We start from the raw sequence: 17,316 nt of genomic DNA, 5'->3' as shown, positions 1-17,316 counted from the left end.
TGACGCGAACACGTGTGCGCTCTGTGACGCCGCACGGTAGCAGTACGCACCGGAATCGGTCACTAGCAATCTCGGTGGCCGGTACGCGGCATCAGAGCCGGTGTGCCGCCCCCGCCGGAGTGGCCCCCCGGGTGTCCAGAAGAAGCTGCGCCTTCACCGCGAGGCCCTGGAGGTCGTAGGTGCGGTGCTGCTGGAGCAGTACGGTCAGGTCGGCCGCCGCTGCCGCCTCGTACAGCGAGTCGGCGCGCGGGACGGGGAGTTCGCGCACCCGCCAGTCCAGGACGTGCGGGTCGTGATAGCCGATCTGGGCGCCCATGTCCATCAGCCGGGTGGCGATCTCGCGGGCGGGCGCGGCCTCCTGGTCGGCGCTGTCCGGCTTGTAGGTGACGCCGAGCAGCAGCACCCGCGCGCCCCGCACGGACTTGCCGTGCTCGTTCAGCAGGGTGGCGCAGCGCTGGATGACGTAGCTGGGCATCCGGTCGTTGATCTCCTGCGCCAGCGAGACCATCCGCAGGGGGTGGCCGGGGGTGCGGCTGCTGTACGGGAGGCAGCCCGGGTCCACCGGGACACCGTGGCCGCCGACGCCGGGGCCCGGCCGGAAGGGCTGGAAGCCGAAGGGCTTGGTCTCCGCGCACCGGATGACGTCCCACAGGTCGATACCGAGGTCGTGGCAGGCCACCGCCATCTCGTTGACCAGCGCGATGTTGACGTGCCGGAAGTTGGTCTCCAGCACCTTCGTCATCTCCGCCTCACGCGGCCCCCGGGCCCGTACGACCTTGTCGGTGAGGCGTCCGTAGAAGGCGGCGGCCGACTCGGTGCAGGCGGAGGTGAGGCCGCCGATGACCTTGGGGGTGGAGGCGTAGGTGTGGGTGCGGTTGCCGGGGTCGAGCCGGCTGGGGGAGCAGGCGAGGTGGAAGTCCCGTCCGGCGACGAGCCCGGAGCCCTCTTCGAGCAGCGGGCGCAGGAAGTTCTCGGTGGTGCCGGGCGGTACGGCGGATTCCAGCAGCACGGTGGTGTGCGGGCGCAGCCGGGCGGCCAGGGCGCGGGCGGCGTCGCCGAGGGCGGTGAGGTCGACCGTGCGGTCGGGGCCGAGGGGGGTGGGGGCGCAGATCACGGCGGTACGGACCCGGCCCAGCTCGGCGGCGCTGGTGGTGGGGCGGAAGCCGCCGGAGAGCATGCGGCGGATCTCGGACGCGGTGAGGGAGCCCTCGACAGGGGTGCGGCCCGCCCGCAGTTCCGCGCAGGGGCGTGGGTCGGTGTCGTAGCCGACGGTGTCGATCCCGGCGGCCACGGCGGCCTGGACGAGGGGCAGGCCGAGATGGCCGAGTCCGATGACGGCGAGGTCTGCGGGCATGTCGAAGGCCGCCTTCCCTAAGACCGGAGTGCGAAAAGCGCAACCGCTGTGGACAGTGCAATGTCAGACTAGGCGTAAATATGACCTATATGTCGCATTGCGTGACGCCTGTCGTCCGGGTGTTGTCCACAGGCGGTGGCTGAAGTCGGGGAGCGCGGACAGAATCGAGGAGTGGACACGGGCGGCCGGCCCCTCGGCCGGGTGGCACTCCCGTGTCCGACCACCCCGATCCACCGGGAGGCAGCAGTGAGGACAGCGACACTGGGACCCGCCGAGCGCACCGCCGCGCTCGCCGCCATGGCCGAGCGCGAACTGGACGTGCTGGTCGTGGGGGCGGGGGTCGTCGGCGCCGGGACGGTGCTGGACGCCGCCACCAGAGGACTCTCGACCGGTCTGGTCGAGGCGCGCGACTGGGCGTCGGGCACTTCGAGCAGGTCGAGCAAGCTGATCCACGGGGGGCTGCGCTATCTGGAGATGCTCGACTTCGCCCTGGTGCGCGAGGCGCTGAAGGAGCGCGGGCTGCTCCTGGAGCGGCTCGCCCCGCACCTCGTGAAGCCGGTGCCCTTCCTCTACCCGTTGCAGCACAAGGGGTGGGAGCGGCTCTACGCGGGCTCAGGCGTCGCGCTGTACGACGCGATGTCGGTCTCCTCGGGCCACGGCCGGGGCCTCCCCGTGCACCGCCACCTCTCCCGCCGCCATGCCCTGCGGGTCGCCCCGGCGCTCAAGAAGGACGCCCTGGTCGGCGCCCTGCAGTACTACGACGCCCAGATGGACGACGCCCGTTTCGTCACCGAGCTGGTCCGCACCGCCGCCTCCTACGGGGCCCAGGTGGCGAACCGCGCCCGGGTGATCGGCTTCCTCCGCGAGGGCGAGCGGGTCGTGGGCGCACTGGTGCAGGACGTCGAGGGCGGCAAGGAGTACGAGGTCCGGGCCAAGCAGGTGGTCAACGCGACCGGTGTGTGGACGGACGACACCCAGGGGCTCATCGGCGAGCGCGGACAGTTCCACGTCCGGGCCTCCAAGGGCATCCACCTGGTCGTCCCCAAGGACCGCATCCACTCCGCCACCGGCCTCATCCTGCGCACCGAGAAGTCCGTCCTCTTCGTGATCCCCTGGGGCAGGCACTGGATCATCGGCACCACGGACACCGACTGGGACCTGGACAAGGCCCACCCGGCCGCCTCCAGCGCCGATATCGACTACCTGCTCGAACACGTCAACTCCGTCCTCAACACCCCGCTGACCAGGGACGACGTCCAGGGGGTCTACGCCGGACTGCGCCCGCTGCTGGCCGGTGAGTCGGACGCCACCAGCAAGCTGTCGCGCGAGCACACCGTGGCCCACCCCGCCCCCGGCCTGGTGGTCGTGGCGGGTGGCAAGTACACGACGTACCGGGTCATGGCCAAGGACGCGGTGGACGAGGCGGTGCACGGGCTCGACCAGCGGGTCGCCGCCTGCGTCACCGAGGACACCCCGCTGCTGGGCGCCGAGGGGTACAAGGCCCTGTGGAACGCGCGGGCCAGGATCGCGGCCCGGACCGGGCTCCATGTCGTCCGGGTGGAGCACCTGCTCAACCGGTACGGCTCAATGACGGAAGAAATTCTGGAACTGATCCTGGCCGACCCCACCCTGGGCGAACCCCTGCCCGCCGCCGACGACTACCTCCGCGCCGAGATCGTCTACGCCGCATCCCACGAGGGCGCCCGGCACCTGGACGACGTGCTGACCCGGCGCACCCGCATCTCCATCGAGACCTTCGACCGGGGCACCCGCAGCGCCCGCCTCTGCGCGGAGCTGATGGCACCGGTGCTGGGCTGGGACGAGGGGCAGATCGACCGGGAGGTCGAGCACTACGAGAAGCGGGTGGAGGCCGAGCGCGAGTCGCAGCGGCAGCCCGACGACCTCACGGCGGATGCGGCCCGGCTCGGCGCTCCGGACATCGTGCCGATCTAGGAGGGGCCCCGGGTGCCCACCCGGGCGGTCACCGCTGGGGCGGGCACCGGCGGGGCAGGCACCGCTGGGGCGGGGACCGCCGGTCACCGCCCTTCAGGTCCGGGCCAGTTGGGCGGGAAGGGCCCGGTCCCGCGGCGGTGGCCGTTCGGACGGCGCTGGACGGGGAGGCCGGGTTGGTAGGAGGCTGTGGGGGATTCCCTCTTCGGGCCCCATCGTGGCGGACCCCGGACCCGGCACCAGGACCGGTCCCGGGGTGAGGGACAATGAACGCTCTGCCAGGGCGGGTTGATCGCAGAGGGGACGCATGTCGGAGGCGGAGCAGGCACGGGAGCCCCAACGGGACAAGAACGGTCGTCTCCTCGCGGGGCGGTACCGGCTCGGGGAGGTGCTCGGCCGGGGCGGCATGGGCACGGTCTGGCGCGCTGCCGACGAGACGCTCGGCCGTACGGTGGCGGTCAAGGAACTGCGGTTCCCCGGAGCCATCGACGAGGACGAGAAGCGCCGGCTGATCACGCGCACCCTGCGTGAGGCAAAGGCCATCGCGCGGATCCGCAACAACGGCGCGGTGACCGTCTACGACGTGGTCGACGAGGACGACCGCCCGTGGATCGTGATGGAGCTGATCGAGGGCAAGTCGCTGGCCGAAGCGATCCGTGAGGACGGCACGCTGACGCCCCGGCGGGCCGCGGAGGTCGGGCTCGCCATCCTCGACGTACTGCGCTCGGCGCACCGCGAGGGCATCCTGCACCGCGATGTGAAGCCGTCCAACGTGCTGATCGCCGAGGACGGCCGTGTCGTACTCACCGACTTCGGCATCGCCCAGGTGGAGGGCGACCCTTCGGTCACCTCCACCGGCATGCTCGTCGGCGCCCCCTCGTACATCTCGCCGGAGCGGGCCCGCGGCCACAAGCCCGGACCGCCCGCCGACCTGTGGTCGCTCGGCGGACTGCTGTACGCGAGCGTCGAGGGCTGCCCGCCGTACGACAAGGGCTCGGCCATCGCCACCCTGACGGCCGTGATGACCGAGCCGCTCGACCCGCCGAAGAACGCGGGCCCGCTGACCGAGGTCATCTACGGGCTGCTCGCCCGGGACCCCGACCAGCGGCTCGACGACGCCGGGGCACGGGCGCTGCTCAACAAGGTGATCAACGCCCCCGACGCCCCCGTGGTCCCGCCCGCCGACTCCACCCAGGTCATGGCCCTGCCGGCGGACCCCGACGCCGAGGCCGGCGCGGGCATGGCCGCGAAGCTGACGAAGGCTCCCAAGCCGCCGAAGCAGACCGGTGCGTCGGGCGAGCCCGGCGAGGGGGCGCGCGACCGGCTGCGCGGAGCGCTGCGTTCCGTGCGCGGCGCGAAGGCGGCCACCGGGGTCGCCGCAGGCGCGGCGGCGGCAGCCTCCGCCTCCCCGGCCGCCGCGGCCACCGGAACGCCCGCCACCCCGCCCAGGCCCGCCACGCCCCCCGGCACACCGGGCGGTAAGGCCGCGACGGCCTCGGCATCCGCCCCCGCGGCGACCACTGCCACGGCCACCGGCACGAAGTCCGCCGCGAGGCCGACGAGTTCCGCGGCCGCCGCCGTACCCCCGCAGCGCCCCCCGACCTCACCGGCCACCGTCCGCGCCTCGATCACCGATGTCGTGCCGCGCCGCACGCTCGCGATCATCGCGGGCGTCGTGGTGCTGGCGATCCTCGGCACCGTCCTCGCGCTCACCCTGGGCGACGGTGACGACAAGGCCAACGCCAGTAACGGCAAGGGCGACACCGCGGCCTCCGCCGGAGCGGCGGCAGGCGGGTCCGAGGGCGAGGGCGACACCGAGGGCGGCTCCGAAGGCGGCCGGAAGGACGGTCAGGGCACCGAGGACGGCAAGGCGTCCGGTGACCCGTCCGGCGACCCCGCGGACGATCCGAAGACCGATGGTCCCACCGGTGACCCGTCAGGCGATCCGAAGACCGGTGGTCCGGGCGACGCACTGCCCGCCGGGTACAAGGCGGTCAGCGACGACCGCTTCCACTTCGACATGGCGATGCCGGGCACCTTCAAGCGCACGGCCATAGCGGGCTCCAACTCCGGCGGTATCTACAACGCCGAGCGTGGCGGCTTCCCCCGGGTCCAGGTCGACTTCAACGGCTCGCCCAAGGACGACGCGGCCGCCGCCTGGCGCGGGGCCGTCGCCAGCGCCAGGGGTCTCAGCGACGGCTACAAGCACGTCAGCATAAAGAAGGTCGAGTACAACGGGTATCCGACCGTCGCGGACTGGACGTTCGAGCGCAGCCACAGCGGCGTCCGGGTCCGGGTGCTCAACCGGGGCTTCAAGGTCGACGCCGGGCGCGGCTACTCGATCATGATCAGCTGCAAGGTGGAGGAGTGGGACGGCGACGAGTGCCGCACGCTGCGCGAGACGGCGTTCGCCACGTTCAAGCCCACGAAGTAGCCGTCGGGCGGCGCGGGCGAGAGGTATTGGGTGGGCCGGGTTGCCACGACCCGGCCCAATGGCCCGCGTTGCCACGTATCGTAAGACGACGGAGACCGTACGCAGCCGGAACAGTGGGTCAATTGCCCGCCGAATGACCACAACTGACTGATTCGTACGGTACAGATGGCCGGGGGAACAGCGCGCTCTGGGGAGGCGTCGTGGACGACTACGCGGGTCGGGTGCTTGCCGACCGCTACCGCCTGCCGCTGCCCCCGTCCGATGGGTACGAACTGGTCGAGACCCGGGCGTTCGACACGTACAGCGGCCAGGAGGTCCTGGTCCGCCAGGTGCCGCTGCCGGAGATCGTGGACGCCGAGGTGCTCGACGCCGACGGCCGTTCGGCGGCGGGCGGGCGCACCACCGGGCGAGCGGTGCGCCGCAGTACGGACCCCGCGGTCCGGCGGGCGATCGAGGCCGCGCAGGCCGCCGCCCAGGTGCCCGACCACCCCCGGCTCGACCAGGTCTTCGACGTGTTCGCCGAGGCCGGTTCGCTCTGGATAGTCAGCGAGCTCGTCGCGGCCCGCCCGCTCGCCGCCCTCCTCGCCGAACGCCCCCTCAACCCCTACCGGGCCGCCGAGATCGGCTCCGACGTGCTCACCGCCCTGCGGGTGCTCCACGCGCACGGCTGGACCCACCGCAACATCACCGTCCGCACGGTCCTGGTCTGCGACGACGGCCGCGTCATGCTCACCGGCCTCGCGGCGGGCGCCGCCGAGGAGGCGCTCTGCGGGTACGCCCCCGAGCCGCTGCCCGACGACGAGCCGGTGGCGGAGACGTACGGAGAGCGGCCGGAGACCTACCGGGACCCGGCGGAGACGTACGGGGACCCGCCGGAGGCGTACGGGGATCCGGCCGAGGCGTACGGCGAGGGGCCGGGGGTCTACGAGGTGCCCGAGGCCGACGACACGCTGGGGATACCGGTCGTCGGGGCGGCCGGCTCCGACGCGCCCGGTGAGCTGCCGGAGGGCCGCGGTGCCTACTCCCTGCCGCCGGCCGGGAGCCACGACAGCCAGGAGCTCCCGCTCGTCCCGCCGTACGTGCGGGCGCAGCTGCCGCAGGACCACGCGTTCCGGCCGGAGCGGGCCGAGGGGCAGAACGCCTTCCGGCCCGAGCGGGCCGAGGAGCAGGTGCCCGAGGCGCGGGCGGCCCACGACGAGCCCGGTGGCCAGGAGCTCGTTCCGCGTCCCGCCACGCCCGCCGTGCCCTACACCGCCGCCCCCAGGCCCCCCGCCGAGCCGGGTGCCGCGAGCGCCGCCCAGCTGCGGGCAGCCAGGGCCGGGGCGATCGCCGCCTACCGCGCCGGTGCCCGCGCCGCCGCCCGGGACACCGAGGACCGTCGCCAGGCGCCCGGGAGCGCCCCCGCGAACCTCTCGAAGGAGCCCCAGGGCACGGAGGGAGACGCCACCGGCACCCTCCCCGCACAGCGCCCCGACCCGGGCACGGACCCCGGTCCGCACACCGGCACGGGAACAGGCACAGGCACCGGCTTCGGCGCCCTCCCCGGCACCCGCGACACCGACACCCCCGAGCCGGGCCCCGCCGCCCCCGGCCCCGCCTCCGCCGGCCTCCCCGGCCCGCGGCTGACCGCCCCCTGGGGCAGCCCGCCCGAGGACCCCTACGACGATGACGACGAGGACGACGACGAGGAGGGCCCCCGCCCGCCCCGCCGCGTCCACCTCGCGGGCACCTGGGACGACGGCCCCGGCGCCGGGCGCTCCGTCCCCGCGGGCGGCTCCGGCCAGGACGCGCTGCGCGCCGACTCCCGCCGCCCCGGACAGGCTTCGCTCGCCCCCGCCACCCGGCTCCCGGCGGAACGCGCACCCTCCAGCACCTGGGAGGAGGCCGTCGCGGGCAGCCGCAAGGTCGGCGTCTACCGTGGCCCCGCGACCCCGCTCGCCGCCGAGCGCGCCCGGCAGGCGCGGATCGCCGTCGTCGGCCCCGTCACCGAGCGCTGGGCACCGGAGCAGGCCGGTCCCGTCCACGACAACTGGCAGCTCGCGCCCCCCATCGGCCCCTCCACCGACCTGTGGGCGCTCGGCGCGCTGCTCTACCGCGCGGTCCAGGGCCACGCCCCCTACCCCGAGGAGAGCGCGGCCGAGCTCGTCCAGATGGTGTGCGCCGAGCCGCCCGCCTTCGCCGAGGAGTGCGGCGCGCTGCGGCCCGTCGTCGAGTCGCTGCTGCGCCAGGACCCCACCGAGCGGCCGGACTTCGAGGAGCTGCGCGGCTGGCTGCGCTCGCTGGTGCGGTCCGCCCCCGAGCCGGAGGCGGGCGCCGACGTCGTCCCGCTGCCCGCGCCCGACGCCACCCGGCTCCCCGTCGTACGCCGCCGGGGCGAGCTGGTCCGCAGGCGCCGGGGCAGGTTCGGCGGCGGATCCGCGCACGGCCGTCACCGGCAGGGCAGGCGGCAGCAGCTGGAGAAGCAGCGCGCCGCCGAACACCCGGACCTGCGCGGGCCGGCGCCCCGGCACGAGTCGATGCTGCCTCCCGAGCGCTCCGGCCACCCCGCCGACGCCTGGGAACAGCCCCGCCCCTCCCGCGCACCGCGCGAGCCCAAGGGGCCCAGGGTGCTGCGCGAGCCCGCCCGGCCGCGCGATGGACGCTCGCCGCGCCACCTCGGCCGGCTGCTGCTGATCCTGGTCCTGCTGCTGATGGCCGCGGCCATCACGTACGCCTTCATGTTCATGCCGAAGCAGGAGCCGGGGGCGCAGCAGGGCGCGCCCGGTCAGCCCACGGGCTCCGCCGCCCCCGCCCCGCCGGGCACCGAGTCCGGGGCGCCCACCCCCTCCGAGGGGGCGAGCACCGACCCCGGCTCGCAGCAGCCGCAGACCAGCCGCTCCGCCGTCGCGCTCGCCCCCGGCTATGTGCTCCGCAAGGACGCGGAGGGCTTCGAGGTCGGCGTACCGAAGGACTGGCAGCGCAGCCCCGCCAACGCGGACCGTCAGATCCGTTACGGCAGCGACGGTTTCACGCTCCTCGTGGTGCCCGGCCGGGACACCGTCAAGGCGGCGGGCAGCGACCCGCTGGACTACCAGCGCGACAAGCAGCCCGAGCTCCAGCCGTTCCGCGACTCCAGTTGGTCCACCTCGTCCGGGCTGCGCCGGGTCGACGTCGGCCGGCAGGCCATGGCCGAGGGGCAGTTCACCTGGCAGGACAGCTCGGGCCGCGAGGTGTACGTCCGCAACCTGGCCATGATCGTCGACGGCCGCTACCACATCGTCCAGGTCATCGGCCCGGAGGACGAGCGGGACAAGGTCACCGAGATCTACCGGCAGGCCATCGCCTCGTACCGGGTGAACGCCTGACCGCACGTCATCGGCCGCTCACAGAGAGGGCGGTTGTGGGGTGGCGACAACCATCACAGTGCGGTCTCGTGGGCGATCCCCGGTTCCGTCCCACCGCACGTGCTCCGTAATCTGGCAAGCCGAGGAACGGGGCGGGGACACACGTGGATCGATCACAGGGCACGGCTGCGGGACTGGTGCTGGCGGGGCGTTACCGGCTGGGCGAGGTGCTCGGCCGCGGTGGCATGGGCAAGGTCTGGCGCGCCCATGACGAGGTGCTGCACCGCACGGTCGCCGTCAAGGAGTTGACCGCCGGGCTGTACGTCGCCGAGGCCGACCGCCTGGTGCTGCACGCCCGCACCCAGAAGGAGGCGCGCGCGGCGGCCCGGATCACGCACCCCGGCGTCGTCACCGTCCACGATGTGATCGAGTACGACAAGCGGCCCTGGATCGTCATGCAGTACGTCGACGGGCCCTCGCTCGCCGACCAGGCCAAGGAGAGCGGGGAGATCGCCCCGCGCGAGGCGGCCCGTATCGGCCTCCACGTCCTGAGCGCCCTGCGCGCCGCGCACGGGGCGGGGGTGCTGCACCGTGACGTCAAGCCCGGCAACGTCCTGCTGGCCCGCGACGGCCAGGTGCTCCTCACCGACTTCGGGATCGCCGCGATCGAGGGCGACTCCACCATCACCCGGACCGGCGAACTCGTCGGCTCCATCGACTATCTGGCGCCCGAACGGGTACGCGGCGGCGACCCGGGGCCCGCCTCCGACCTCTGGTCGCTGGGCGCGACCCTGTACACGGCGGTGGAGGGGCGCTCGCCCTTCCGGCGTACGTCCCCGATCTCCACCATGCAGGCCGTCGTCACCGAGGAACCGCCCGCGCCCGTCAACGCCGGTCCCCTCGGCCCCGTCATCACCGCGCTGCTCCGCAAGGACCCGGCCGACCGCCCCACGGCCGCCGAGACCGAGCAGATGCTGCTGGACGCCATGGAGGGCCGCGAGCCGCGCTCGGCCCAGGCGCATGTGCCGACCCAACGGGTGGAGGAGCAGCCCGGGTTCGCGTACGCGGGCTCGGACGGCTCCACGGCCCGGCTCCCCGGACCGGCCCCCTCCACGACGGTGCCGACCGCCCCCGTCGCCGGTCCCTCCTCCGCCCCCGTCACCCGGCGCGGCGGCTCCCGGCGGTGGCGCACGGCGCTCGTCGTGGTCGTCGCCGCCGCGGTCCTCGGGGGAGCGGCCGGTCTTGCCGCGATGAAGTACGGGGAAGGCGCGTCGGCCGACGACCGCACGACCCCCACCACGCCCTCCGCCCCGCAGACCACCCCCGCCCCCTCCGGCACCCCGCCCGCCCAAGGGACCCCGGAGATACTCGACGGCTGGCACCGGGTCGACGACCCGGCGGGCTTCAGCCTGGTCGTCCCCAAGAGCTGGACCCGCGAGGTGAACGACGGGCAGATCGACTACACCCCCGACGGCGGGGCCCACCGCATACGGATCAGTGTCGACCCGGCCCCGGACTTCGACCATCCGTATCTGCACATGGAGAACATGGAGCAGCAGCTCTCCGAGCGGCTGCCGGGCTATCAGCGGATCGGCCTGGAGAAGAACACCTTCCGCGACCGGCCGGGCTCGCTCTGGGAGTTCACCTGGATCGAGACCAAGGACCACGCGGGCCCCCGGCACGGCATCGACCAGATGTACTACGGCGGCCCCGGCGGCCCCGAGTACGCGCTCTACCTCACGGCCCCGCAGGAGGGGTGGGCGGCGAGCCGCGAGAAGTTCGACATCATGCTGCGCAGCTGGCGGGCGCCGGGCCCGCAGAACTGAGCGAGCCGGGCCCATAGCCACTGATCAGCGGTTATGTCGCCAGCGATCACTGGCTCGGTCGCGGCGGTGCTGCCGGGAGGGCGGCGGGTCCTGTGAAAAACTGTTACCCACGGGTACCCAAAGTGTTCGGCTCGGCATACTCTCGGCCTCATGACGGACTCGCAGGCCCCTGACGCCCCCCTCGGTACGAACCCCGTCGCGGTCGCCCCCGCCGGCGTGCGCACGGCCGCCGACGTGGTCACCCCCGAGGTGGTCGCCCAGCTGATCCGCGGTGTCGTCGGATCGGGCCGTACCGCCAACCACTCGCCGTTCACCGGCGAGAAGCTGGCCGACCTGCCCGAGTCGACCCCCGAGGACGTCGCCACCGCCTTCGACCGGGCCCGCGCCGCCCAGCCCGCCTGGGCCGCCACCCCCGTACGGCAGCGCGCCGCGATCCTGCTGCGCTTCCACGACCTGGTCCTCAGCCGCCAGTCCGAGGTGCTCGACCTCATCCAGCTGGAGACCGGGAAGGCCCGGCTGCACGCCCACGAAGAGGTGCAGTCCGTCGCCGTCGCCGCCCGCCACTACGGGCGCCGGGCGGCCGCCTACCTCAAGCCCCGGCGCCACACCGGTGTCGTCCCGACCCTCACCAAGGTCACCGAACTGCGCCAGCCGCGCGGGGTCGTCGGCCAGATCGCCCCGTGGAACTACCCCTTCGAGCTGTCGGTGGGCGACGCCCTGCCCGCCTTCGTCTCCGGCAACGCCGTCGTGATGAAGCCCGACACGGAGACCGCCCTGACCGCCCTGTGGGCCCGTGACCTGCTCATCGAGGCCGGACTGCCCGCCGAGGTCTTCCAGATCGTGCTCGGCGAGGGACCCGTCGTCGGCCCCGAGGTCGTCGGCCGCGCCGACTACGTCTCCTTCACCGGCTCCACCCGCACCGGCCGTGAGGTCGCGGTCGGCGCCGCATCCCGGCTGGTCGGGGTGTCCCTGGAGCTCGGCGGCAAGAACGCCATGCTCGTCCTCAAGGACGCCGACGTGGAGAAGGCCGCCGCGGGAGCCGTCCGCGCCTGCTTCTCCTCCGCCGGACAGCTCTGCATCTCCATCGAGCGGCTGTACGTCCACGAGTCGATCGCCGACGACTTCGTGGCCCGGTTCGCCACCCGGACCAGGGCCATGCGGCTCGGCAACTCCCTCGCGTACGGCGCCGACATGGGCTCCCTCGTCGGGGAACGCCAGCTGGAGACGGTGAGCCGGCATGTCGCCGAAGCCGTCGAGAAGGGCGCGACGCTCGTCGCGGGCGGCGTCGCACGCCCCGACATCGGGCCGCTCTTCTACGAGCCGACCATCCTGGACGGGGTGGAGGCGCCGATGGCCGTCTGCACCGAGGAGACCTTCGGCCCTGTCGTCTCCATCTACCGGTTCAGCGACGAGGACGAGGTGATCGCGCTGGCCAACGCCACCCCGTACGGCCTCAACTCCAGCGTCTGGACCACCGACTCCCGGCGCGGCCACCAGGTCGCCGCCCGACTGCGGACCGGCACCGTCAACATCAACGAGGGGTACGCCCCCGCCTACGGCAGCGTCCAGTCCCCGATGGGCGGCATGAAGGACTCCGGTCTCGGCCGGCGGCACGGCTCCGAGGGCATCCTCAAGTACACCGAGGCCCAGACCGTCGCCCAGCAGCGGCTGATCCCGCTCGCCCCGTCCTTCGGCATGAACGACGAGAAGTACGCCGCGTTCATGACCCGCAGCCTCAAGGCGATGAAGGCGTTCCGGCTGCGCTGAGCGCCCCTCCGGAAGCCGCCGCAGTACGCCCTTTTCGTTCCGATTCCGTAGTGAGGAGCGCCATGTCCCAGGACAGCCCTGCCCAGAAACAGGCCGTGAGCCATGTCCCGGCCGAGGACGACGCCGCGTACGACTACGACGTCCTGGTCGTCGGCTCCGGCTTCGGGGGCGCGGTGTCGGCGCTCCGGCTGACGGAGAAGGGGTACCGCGTCGGCATCCTGGAGGCGGGCCGCCGCTTCACCCCCGGCACCCTCCCCAAGACCTCCTGGGACCTGAAGAACTACCTCTGGGCCCCTGCGCTGGGCCTCTTCGGCATCCAGCGCGTCCACCTCCTCGGCAACGTCATGGTGCTCGCGGGCGCCGGGGTCGGCGGCGGCTCGCTCAACTACGCCAACACGCTGTACGTGCCGCCCGCCCCGTTCTTCGAGGACCGCCAGTGGGCCTCGATCACCGACTGGCAGGACGAGCTGAAGCCGTACTACGACCAGGCCCGCCGGATGCTCGGGGTCCGCCTCAACCCGACCATGACCCCCTCCGACATCCACCTCAAGGCCGCCGCCGAGGCGATGGGCGTCGGCGACACCTTCCACCTGGCCCCGGTCGGCGTCTTCTTCGGCGACGGCAAGGACGCCGACGGCACCGCGAAGGCCAGGCCCGGCGGTACGGTCCCCGACCCGTACTTCGGCGGCGCCGGACCCGCCCGCAAGGCCTGCACCGAGTGCGGCGAGTGCATGACGGGGTGCCGCCACGGCGCGAAGAACACCCTCAACGAGAACTACCTCCACCTCGCGGAGAAGGCCGGAGCGGTCATCCACCCGATGACCTCCGTCGTCGCCGTCACCGAGGACCCTGAGGGCGGCTACCGCGTCCTCACCGTCCCCACCGACCGCCGCCGCAAGGCGAAGCCCACGAAGCTGCGCGCCCGCAAGGTCGTCGTCGCGGCGGGCACGTACGGCACCCAGACCCTGCTGCACGCGATGAAGGACCGCGGCCTGCTGCCCCGGCTCTCCACCAGGCTCGGGGAGCTGACCCGGACCAACTCCGAGGCGCTGGTGGGCTCCCAGACCAGCGACCGCCGCTACCGCAGGAAGCACGGCATCGCGAAGGCCGACTTCTCCCAGGGCGTCGCGATCACCTCCTCGATCCACCCGGACGACAACACCCACATCGAGCCCGTCCGCTACGGCAAGGGCTCCAACGCCATGGGCGCGATGTCGATCCTCCAGGTCCCCTACGGGGCCCACCGGGTGCGCGGCTGGCTCGCGAACATGATCAAGCACCCCACCCTCGCCGTCCGTTCGCTCTCCAACCACCACTGGTCCGAGCGCACGATCATCGGGCTCGTCATGCAGTCGCTGGACAACTCGCTGACGACGTACCGCAAACCGGGCGGCATCGGCAAAGGCCTGCTCACCGCCCGCCAGGGCCACGGCGCGCCCAACCCGACGCAGATCCCCGAGGCCACCCGCAGCGCCTCCCTCCTCGCCGAGGAGATCAACGGCTTCGCCGGGTCCAACGTCGGTGAGCTGATGGGCACTCCGCTCACCGCCCACTTCCTCGGCGGCTGCCCGATCGGCGCGAGCACGGAGGAGGGCGTCATCGACCCCTACCACCGGCTCTACGGCCACCCCGGCATCAGCGTCGTCGACGGCTCCGCGGTCTCCGCCAACCTCGGCGTCAACCCCTCGCTGACCATCACCGCCCAGGCCGAGCGCGCGATGTCCTTCTGGCCCAACAAGGGCGAGAGCGACCCGCGACCGGAGCAGGGCGCGGCCTACCAACGCCTCGCCCCCGTCGAGCCGCTGGCCCCGACCGTCCCCAAGGACGCGTTCGCGGCGCTCAAGCTGCCGTTCCTCGGGATCCCCGTCGTACCGCCGAAGGGGACCGTGGAGGCCGGGGCGGAGGTGAAGGGCGTCGGGAACACCCCCGTACCCAATCCGTGACCGGATCTTGGGCCGCTCTTCGGAGAGCTGTGCGGCCGACCCCGTACGCTGCGGGGTCGAAAGCCTGACCGCGGCACAGTGATGTGACCGCGGTCGCACGCTCCTGCCGAACCCCAGAGGTCCGCGATGACACGCTTCTCCCCGCGAACCGCGCCGCTCCGCAGGGCGGGTGGCCTCGCCGCCACCGCCCTGCTGCTCGCCGCCGGTCCGCTCACCGTGGCCGCCGCCGCCCCGGCCCGGGCCGCCGACCCGGTGTTCACGCTGGGCGGCCCGGCCGAGACCGCCCTGCACCCGTATGCGGAAGGCGGCGGCGCACCGAAGCGGTCCACGGCCGGGATCACGGTCACCAACCCGGCCGACGAGGGGTACGAGGGCGGGTTCACCCTCACCTTCGACCTGACCGGGGTGGCGGGCATCGCCGACGTCACCTTCGACCCCGGGCCCGGGGTGGAGTGCGCGACGAAGGGGACCCGGAGCGCCGTCTGCACGGGCGACACCCTCGCACCCGGCCTCTCCACCGTCACCGGCCTCCTCCTCGGCGCCGCGAAGGGCAGCGAGCAGGGAGCGTCCGGCACGATCAGGGTCACGGGTGAGGCCAGGGGCGCGACTACCACGCCCCACGCCGCCCCCCTCACCCCCTTCACCCCCTTCACCACCCGGGTCACCGTCGGCGGCCCCGACCTCGTGATGCGGAAGCTCCCCTTCGACCACGAGCCCACCCCCGGGCAGAAGCAGCAGGCGCCGATCACCTTCGCCAACCGGGGCAGCCGCGACGCCGACGGCGTCGTCCTCACCCTGCGGTACTCGCGCGGCCTCGACATCCCGCAGCGCTACTCCAACTGCGCGTACACCACGGACGAGACCTGGACCACGGCCCGCTGCTCCGTCGAGGGCGCCTTCGAGGCGGGCGCGACGTACACCCTGGCCGCCCCGCTGACCCTGGAGGCCACGACCCGGGCCTACCGCGACCTCTTCGTCTACGGCATCCAGGAGGCGGGGACCGTCCCGCGTGCGTTCTCCGCCGCCCGCTCCGAGCGCGGGTCGGGCGCGGTGCTCAGGGCCGTACCGCTGACGAAGGCCCTGGCCGCCCGGGGCGTGGACCTCGAACCGGGCGACAACGAGCAGGAGGCCGAGTTCCGTACGGCGAACACGGCCGACTTCGTGGCGTACGGCGACGAGGCGTCCGGGGCCGCGGGTGCCACGGTCGCGGTGCGCCTCGGCTTCCACAACGACGGCCCGGCCTGGATCGGCCGTATCCGGTCCGGCGGGAGCGTGGCCGCCGTCGACTTCACCGTCCCGCAGGGCGCGACGGTCACCTCGGCACCGAAGGGGTGCCGGGGGGTGACCGCCGAAGGCGCGTACCGGGAGGACCGGAAGACCCCCGCCCCGCGTTACGTCTGCCCGGCCCCGACGACCGTCCGCGACGGCGGCGGCCTGGACCTCTCCTTCGGGCTGCGGATCGACAAGGCGCTGATCGGCGCGGCAGGCAGGGTCACGGTGCGGGGGCCGGGGCTCCGGGAGGCGGGGCTGCCGTTCGACCCGAAGCCGGGGAACAACACGGCGCGGGTGGTGCTGAACGGGCAGAGCGGTGGCGGCCCGTCGCCGTCTCCCGCTCCTCCGGCGAAGGGAGGCCCGGGTGCGGGTTCCGGAAAGACTCCTTCCGCTGCCCCGGGAACGAGCGGCACGGGCGCGCCCAGTACCACCGGGAGGGGCGGCGGCAGCCTGGCCTCCACCGGATCGCCGGCCGCCCTGACCGCTTCGGTCACGGCGATCGCGGCGCTGACGACGGGCCTGGCGCTGTTCGCGGCGGCCCGGCGACGGCGGAAGGCCTGAAGCGGACCGAGGCCGGGCGACGGAGGTCCTGAAGCGGACCAGGTGGTGAGTGGGGGAGGGGGGAACATCCTCGGCCCCGTCCTGCATCCCGATGCGACCGACCCGGGCGTCCCCGGGTACGGCCGCACATGGGGTGACCGGGCTGCTGTCCCCTGCGGACCGGTCACTGACGCCAGGATGTGGTCCCACGACGTACCTGCAGTACGTCACACATCCCGGCGGAGCCACGCGTGGTTTTCTACCGATGCCGCCCCTGGTTGGCACGGACACCGGGACCAACGAAGGCACGCCGGTCCCGGTCACGCGCCGTACGGGTGAGACGGGCACCGAACGCAGATACGGTCCTGCCGGTGCTGTCCCGTGGGTCACACCCGGCCGCGGCACAGCTCCAGCAGGGTCATCGCCAGCGCGGTGCCCGGCTTGCCCAGAGCGTCCCTGTAGTGGCTGAGCACGGCCGTCTCGCGGGAGAGGTTGACCCGGCGGCCGCCGGAGGTGATCCGGGCCTCCTGGATGACCGCCGAGACGGCCATCCGTTCCTGGACGAGGCCGATGATCCGGTCGTCGAGGGTGTCGATGCGCTCGCGGGCGCCACCGATCAGGGCGGCGGCCTCGTCGGTGTGGGCGCCGGTCCGCTCGGCGGGGGTGGTGCTGGTGGCGGTGCTGCTCATGGTGGTGACTCCTGGTGGGGTGGAGGCCACCCGGCGCCATCGGGCCCGGATACGCAGAACGCCCCGGGCCTGATGGCCCGGGGCGCCTGGAACGTTGCTTGTCAGTAGCTCAAGCAACACGACCATGGCAGCCGGCGGGCCGGATGCCATAGGTAAAGACGAAGGTCGTGTGCTGACGCATGGGGGACAGTATGGCCCCGGCCCGGCGGCCCCGACAA

General features: G+C 73.4%; 9 protein-coding genes. 7 read left to right on the top strand and 2 right to left on the bottom strand.

Going from position 1 to position 17,316, the window contains the following annotated elements; all coding sequences use genetic code 11:
- Positions 1 to 91 precede the first annotated feature (91 nt).
- Positions 92 to 1,354, bottom strand: a complete 1,263-nt coding sequence (locus IE264_RS30885) for a nucleotide sugar dehydrogenase (RefSeq protein ID WP_015610800.1) — start codon at positions 1,352 to 1,354, stop codon at positions 92 to 94.
- A 246-nt stretch (positions 1,355 to 1,600) separates the two neighbouring features.
- Here IE264_RS30885 and IE264_RS30880 point away from each other — a divergent pair, with 246 nt between their 5' ends.
- The 7 genes from IE264_RS30880 (at position 1,601) to IE264_RS30850 (ending at position 16,430) form a co-directional block, all read left to right on the top strand.
- On the top strand, positions 1,601 to 3,307 hold the full coding sequence (locus tag IE264_RS30880) for a glycerol-3-phosphate dehydrogenase/oxidase (RefSeq protein ID WP_032756361.1): 1,707 nt from the start codon (positions 1,601 to 1,603) through the stop codon (positions 3,305 to 3,307).
- 304 nt (positions 3,308 to 3,611) lie between these two features.
- Complete coding sequence (locus tag IE264_RS30875) at positions 3,612 to 5,738, top strand: serine/threonine-protein kinase (protein ID WP_032756360.1); 2,127 nt, start codon at positions 3,612 to 3,614, stop codon at positions 5,736 to 5,738.
- A gap of 200 nt (positions 5,739 to 5,938) precedes the next feature.
- Positions 5,939 to 9,082 (top strand): serine/threonine kinase C-terminal domain-containing protein, encoded by a 3,144-nt coding sequence (locus IE264_RS30870; RefSeq protein ID WP_032756359.1) that lies wholly within the window; start codon positions 5,939 to 5,941, stop codon positions 9,080 to 9,082.
- 143 nt (positions 9,083 to 9,225) lie between these two features.
- Positions 9,226 to 10,887 (top strand): serine/threonine-protein kinase, encoded by a 1,662-nt coding sequence (locus tag IE264_RS30865; protein WP_032756357.1) that lies wholly within the window; start codon positions 9,226 to 9,228, stop codon positions 10,885 to 10,887.
- 150 nt (positions 10,888 to 11,037) lie between these two features.
- Positions 11,038 to 12,654, top strand: coding sequence for a succinic semialdehyde dehydrogenase (locus tag IE264_RS30860; RefSeq protein WP_032756356.1), 1,617 nt, complete (start codon positions 11,038 to 11,040; stop codon positions 12,652 to 12,654).
- 62 nt (positions 12,655 to 12,716) lie between these two features.
- Positions 12,717 to 14,597, top strand: coding sequence for a GMC family oxidoreductase N-terminal domain-containing protein (locus IE264_RS30855; protein ID WP_032756355.1), 1,881 nt, complete (start codon positions 12,717 to 12,719; stop codon positions 14,595 to 14,597).
- A gap of 126 nt (positions 14,598 to 14,723) precedes the next feature.
- Positions 14,724 to 16,430, top strand: coding sequence for a hypothetical protein (locus tag IE264_RS30850; RefSeq protein WP_032756353.1), 1,707 nt, complete (start codon positions 14,724 to 14,726; stop codon positions 16,428 to 16,430).
- Positions 16,431 to 16,795: 365 nt separating this feature from the next.
- On the opposite strand, the gene IE264_RS30845 is transcribed toward IE264_RS30850, so the two are convergent.
- On the bottom strand, positions 16,796 to 17,098 hold the full coding sequence (locus IE264_RS30845; protein WP_031127397.1) for a chorismate mutase: 303 nt from the start codon (positions 17,096 to 17,098) through the stop codon (positions 16,796 to 16,798).
- Positions 17,099 to 17,316 lie beyond the last annotated feature (218 nt).

The organism is Streptomyces microflavus, assembly GCF_014650075.1.
GTDB classification, from domain to species: Bacteria; Actinomycetota; Actinomycetes; order Streptomycetales; family Streptomycetaceae; genus Streptomyces; species Streptomyces microflavus.
The sequence above is the reverse complement of the archived record's forward strand: the minus strand, read 5'-3'. Positions and strand labels throughout refer to the sequence as shown.

What these genes read in the sequence shown, in the direction of transcription:
- IE264_RS30845 (WP_031127397.1), bottom strand. Translation starts at nt 17,098, where the DNA reads ATGAGCAGCACCGCCACCAGCACCACCCCCGCCGAGCGGACCGGCGCC.
- IE264_RS30850 (WP_032756353.1), top strand. Translation starts at nt 14,724, where the DNA reads ATGACACGCTTCTCCCCGCGAACCGCGCCGCTCCGCAGGGCGGGTGGC.
- IE264_RS30860 (WP_032756356.1), top strand. Translation starts at nt 11,038, where the DNA reads ATGACGGACTCGCAGGCCCCTGACGCCCCCCTCGGTACGAACCCCGTC.
- IE264_RS30875 (WP_032756360.1), top strand. Translation starts at nt 3,612, where the DNA reads ATGTCGGAGGCGGAGCAGGCACGGGAGCCCCAACGGGACAAGAACGGT.
- IE264_RS30885 (WP_015610800.1), bottom strand. Translation starts at nt 1,354, where the DNA reads ATGCCCGCAGACCTCGCCGTCATCGGACTCGGCCATCTCGGCCTGCCC.
- IE264_RS30855 (WP_032756355.1), top strand. Translation starts at nt 12,717, where the DNA reads ATGTCCCAGGACAGCCCTGCCCAGAAACAGGCCGTGAGCCATGTCCCG.